This is a genomic window from Deinococcus phoenicis (genome assembly GCF_000599865.1).
Taxonomy (GTDB): Bacteria; Deinococcota; Deinococci; order Deinococcales; family Deinococcaceae; genus Deinococcus; species Deinococcus phoenicis.
The window spans coordinates 1-4,832 of sequence record NZ_JHAC01000051.1; the positions used below are offsets into that span (position 1 = coordinate 1).

Here is a 4,832-nt window from a genome sequence, read left to right on the forward strand (position 1 = left end):
CGGGTGTTGATGGGACCCGAACGCCGCTCGCTGGTGGTGCGGGAAGCCGACCGCAAGGTCACCGCCTACCACGAGGTCGGCCACGCCCTCGCCGCCCAACTCCTGCCGCATGCGGACAAGGCGCACAAGCTGACCATCGTGCCGCGCGGGCGCTCGCTGGGATCGGCGCTGTATACGCCGGAAGACCGGATGCACCACACCCGCGCCGCGCTGCTCGACCGCATCTGCGTGGCGTTGGCCGGACACGCCGCCGAGGAGGTCGCCACCGGGCAGGTCACGACCGGGGCCGCGAACGACTTCCAGGTGGCGACCGGGCTGGCGCGGCGCATGGTAACCGAGTGGGGCATGAGCGACGTGGGGCAGCTCGCGCTGGCGCAGGAGAGTGCGGGGTATCTGGGCTACGGGCCGCAGCAGGGGGCCTACAGCGACCACACTGCCGAACGCATCGACGCCGAACTGGCCCGCATCCTGAACGCGCAGTACGAGCGCGCGGTCACCCTGCTGACCGAGCACGCCCACGTCCTGCACCGCCTCACCGACGCCCTGATGGCCCGCGAGTCGCTGAGTGGCGAGGACGTGCAGACGGTGCTGGCGGGTGGCACGCTGGACGGCCCCGCCCCCGCCCCCAGCGAGGACGACGGCCCTGCCCCGCAGCCGGGCCTGACGCCCAACCCCGCTTGAGGCCCAATCTTGAGGCCCAGCCCCGCCTGAAGCCCAACCTGTCCTGAACCCCAGGCCCATGATCCGCGCCGCACGGTCCCCTACGCTGGGGCCATGACCCGCACGCCCAGCCTGCTCCCCGCCGCGTTGCTGACGGCCGCGCTGCTCACGGCCGCGTCTGCCCAGGACACGACCGCCCCGGCGCCCGCGCTGCCGCCGACCACCCCGGCCGCGCCCCCGGTGGCCCCCGGCTTTCCGGTGCGCGCCCAGGTCGCCTCGGGAACGCTGGTGGGCCGTGAGGCGAGCGGCGTGCGCGTGTGGCAGGGCATTCCCTACGCCGCCGCTCCCGTCGGGGAAAGGCGCTGGAGGGCGCCGCAACCGGCTCCCCTGTGGGTGGGCGAGCGCGACGCTTCTCAGCCGGGAAGCGCCTGCGTGCAGCCCCGGGTGGGCGGCGGCGTGCGTGGCTCGGAAGACTGCCTGGTGCTGAACGTCTATGCCCCGGCCACTGCCGTTCGCGCCCCCGTGATGGTCTGGATTCACGGCGGTTCCTTCCGCAGCGGCGCGGGCAGCGACTACGATGGGCGGGTGCTGGCGCGGGAACGCGGCGTGGTGGTCGTGACGGTGAATTACCGCCTGGGGCCGCTGGGGTTCCTCGCCGCGCCGGGGCTGCTGGAGGGGCGGACCGACGGGAATTACGGCCTGCTCGACCAGCAGGCGGCGCTGGGCTGGGTGCGGGCCAACGCGGCGGCCTTCGGGGGCGACCCCCAGAACGTCACGGTGTTCGGGGAGTCGGCGGGCGGCATGAGCATCTGCGCACAGCTCGCCTCGCCCCTGTCAGCGGGCCTGTTCGACCGGGCGATCCTCCAGAGTGGCCCCTGCACGCCCGAGATCAACACGGCGGCCCTCCCCGACGCGCTGAACACGGGCGCGGCCTATGCCCGTGACCTGGGCTGCCCCGACGGCAGCGCCGCCTGTCTGCGGGCCGTTCCCGCAGAGCGGCTGCTGGATACGCCCGTTCCCGGTCGCCGCGCCCCCGGTGCCGTCGCGCTGCCGCCCGTCTCCGGTGACGCGGTGCTGCCCCGTTCGCCGCAGGACGTGTTCCGGAGTGGACAGATCAACCGCGTGCCGGTCATGATCGGCAGCAATCTGGACGAGGGGACGCTGTTCGCCGCGCCTATCGCCAGGAGTGGCCGGGACCTCCCGGTCTGGCAGTTCTGGGGTCTGGTGGCCCTGCTGGAACGCTGGAACGCGCCGCGCGTCCTGGCCAACTACGCCAGCCGCGACTACGAGACGGTGGGTCTGGCCGCCGCCGCCGTGGTCACCGACGGGCTGTTCGCCTGCCCGGTGAACGACATCGCTCGCGACCTCGCCCGCGTGACGCCGGTCTACGCCTACGAGTTCCGCGACCGCGACGCCCCGACCGAGCTGAAACCGACGGCCAGCGTGCCCCGTTACGGCGCTTTCCATGCCTCGGAGATCGTCAGCGTGTTCGGGACGCCCCTCGCCAGCTTTGCCGACCCCGCGAAGTTCACGCCCGCCCAGGCCGACCTCGCCCGCACCATGCGCGCCTACTGGACGAACTTTGCGCGCACCGGGTCTCCCAACGGCGCGGGCCTGCCCGCCTGGCGGCCCCTCGACCCGGCGCGGAACAACGTCCTGACCTTCCAGCCCGGCCGCGTGGCCGAGAGCACCGACTTCCGCCAGGAACACCGCTGTGACGTATGGAGCCGCTGAATCCCCCAGCCAGGGACACTTCCCCACCCGCGCCGGGCGTAGCATGCAGGCATGAAGTGGCTGCGTGACCAGAGCCTCGCTCCCATCGCGGAGAAGGTGGAAGCGGGCGAGCGTCTCTCGTTTGAGGAGGGGCTGCGGCTGTACCACACCCGTGACCTGAATGCGCTGATGCGCCTGGCGAACCGGACCAAGGAGCGGTTGCACGGGGACAAGGTGTTTTTCGTCCACTCGATGCGGCTGGAGTTCACCAACATCTGCTACGTGGGCTGCACCTTCTGCGCCTTCGCCGCGCGCAAGGGCGAGGAACGCGCCTGGGACTACTCGCCCGGGGACGTGGTCGAGCAGGTGCGGCGGCGCTACCTGCCCGGCATTACCGAACTGCACATGAGCAGTGGGCACCATCCCAACCACCCCTGGGCCTACTACCCCGAGATGGTGGGACGGCTGCGCGAAGCCTTCCCGGACCTTCAGGTGAAGGCGTTCACGGCGGCGGAAATCGAACACCTGGCGCGCATCGGCAAGCGGCCCACGCTGGAGGTGCTGCGCGAGCTTCAGGCGGCGGGCCTGGCGGCGATGCCCGGTGGCGGGGCGGAAATCTTCGCCGACCGCGTGCGGCTCCAGGTGGCCAAAAACAAGGTCAAGGCCGACAAATGGCTTCAGATTCACCGGGAAGCCCACAGCCTGGGCATGCGGACCAACGCCACCATGCTCTATGGCCACATCGAGACGCTGGAAGAACGTCTGGACCACATGCACCGCCTGCGTGAACTGCAAGATGCCTCGCTGCTGGAGTACGGGGGCGGATTCCACGCCTTTATCCCCCTCGCCTTCCAGCCGCTCGGGAACAGCCTCGCGCAGAACCTCGGCAAGACCGACTTCACGACCGGCCTGGACGACCTGCGGAACCTGGCGGTGGCGCGCATCTACCTCGACAACTTCCCGCACATCAAGGGCTACTGGGTGATGATCGGGTCCGAACTCACGCAGGTCAGCCTGGACTGGGGGGTCAGCGACATCGACGGCACCATTCAGGAGGAACACATCGCGCACGCCGCCGGGGCGACCAGCCCGATGGCCCTCTCGCAGGCGGGCATGGTGAAGATGATCCAGCACGCCGGACGGGTGCCGGTGCTGCGTGACGCCTACTACAACGAGCTGGCGGTCTTCCAGAAGCCCGGAGCGGAGGCGGCGGACTAGTGTGGAGGCCGACCGTTCCCCCACTGACCTGGACGCCGTGCTGGCCCTGGACGACGCCTGGAACGCGGCGTATCACCACCGCGACCCGGGGCGGATGATGCCCCTGCTGGCCGAGGACTGGATGGGCTTCTTTCCGGACGGGAGCGTGGTGTTCCGGGCCGATCTGCTGGCAGGGATGCGCCATAACGCCCCGGCGGCCCTGATGTTCGAGCGCCACGCGGCGCACGTGTACGGGGAGACGGCGGTGACGCGCGGCACGCTGTACGCGGACGGCGTGCGGGTCCAGAGCTTTCTGCGCGTCTATGCGCGGCGCAAAGGCGAGTGGCGCGGGGTGTGCGTGCAGGTGGTGGCGTGAGGGACACTCGGAAAGCTCCCTTTCAGGTGGTGCTCGACAACGGGCAAGCCCCGCTTGGTGTCCTGGAGGGCCGGGTTACGGGCTTCCACCACAACCCCTATGAGCAGGAGGAGGGCGTGGAGTTCGAGGCGGGCGGCCAGAGGTACGTCCTCCTCCGCTTCACGGCGCAACATCCGCCCCTGCATTTCCCATTCCCGCGCATCCGGGTGAGCTATATCCGGGAACCTCAACCCTACGGCAACACGCTGGCGCTGACACCCGAGGACGTTAGCCGAGTCGAAGGTGCCGAGCAGGACCCTTACCGCGCCGGCTGGATTCATTACACCAACGTCGCCCCCATCCTCGACTCGCTGATTCTCCCGAGTGATGTGACGGCCATCACGGGCGTCCCGACCCAGATGAACGCCGCCCTCCTCGCGGGTGAGGTGGACATCGCCAACATCAGCGCGGTGGAGTTCATCCGGCACGCGGACGTGCTGGAGGCGCTGCCGGACTTCAGCGTGGCGGTGCTGGGGCCGGTGTACTCGGTGAACCTCTTTCATACGGTGCCGCTGGAGCAGCTCCGCCGGGTGGCCCTGACCCGCCAGAGCGCCATGAGCGTGGCCCTGCTGGAAGTGCTGCTGCGCAGGCGCGGCCTCTCGCCCACGCTGGAACAGGCGGAGGGGGAGGCCGAAGACCTGCTCGCTTCCGGCTACGACGGCGTCCTGAGGATCGGAGACAGCGCCCTACAGGAGTGGTACCGCGTGGCCGGGCCACTGACGCCCGAGACGACCATGACCATGCTTCCGCACCAGGGCCGGGGCATCACCGTCACCGATCTGGCCGAGGAATGGTTCCGGCTGACCGGGCATCCCTTCACGTTCGCGGTGTGGGCCTACCGGCGGGG

4 protein-coding genes and 1 pseudogene are annotated in these 4,832 nt (G+C 70.3%); all 5 read left to right on the plus strand.

Annotation, left to right across the window (positions count from 1 at the left end; genetic code table 11):
• Positions 1 to 681: pseudogene (locus DEIPH_RS14645) on the plus strand (ATP-dependent zinc metalloprotease FtsH); the annotation flags it as partial.
• Positions 682 to 774: 93 nt separating this feature from the next.
• Positions 775 to 2,394 carry a carboxylesterase/lipase family protein gene (locus tag DEIPH_RS14650; protein WP_034359502.1) on the plus strand — a complete coding sequence of 540 codons (1,620 nt, stop codon included), beginning with the start codon at positions 775 to 777 and terminating at the stop codon, positions 2,392 to 2,394.
• Between the two features lie 51 nt (positions 2,395 to 2,445).
• Complete coding sequence (gene mqnE, locus DEIPH_RS14655; RefSeq protein WP_034359503.1) at positions 2,446 to 3,591, plus strand: aminofutalosine synthase MqnE; 1,146 nt, start codon at positions 2,446 to 2,448, stop codon at positions 3,589 to 3,591.
• A 1-nt stretch (position 3,592) separates the two neighbouring features.
• Entirely contained in the window at positions 3,593 to 3,946 is a 354-nt protein-coding gene (locus tag DEIPH_RS14660) for a nuclear transport factor 2 family protein (protein WP_034359504.1), read from the plus strand.
• Between the two features lie 251 nt (positions 3,947 to 4,197).
• Positions 4,198 to 4,832: menaquinone biosynthesis protein (locus DEIPH_RS14665; protein WP_051517417.1), on the plus strand; the 635-nt coding region annotated here is incomplete at its 3' end.

Excerpts from the sequence above, each read along its gene's own strand:
- DEIPH_RS14650 (WP_034359502.1), top strand. The coding sequence starts at position 775 with ATGACCCGCACGCCCAGCCTGCTCCCCGCCGCGTTGCTGACGGCCGCG.
- mqnE (WP_034359503.1), top strand. The coding sequence starts at position 2,446 with ATGAAGTGGCTGCGTGACCAGAGCCTCGCTCCCATCGCGGAGAAGGTG.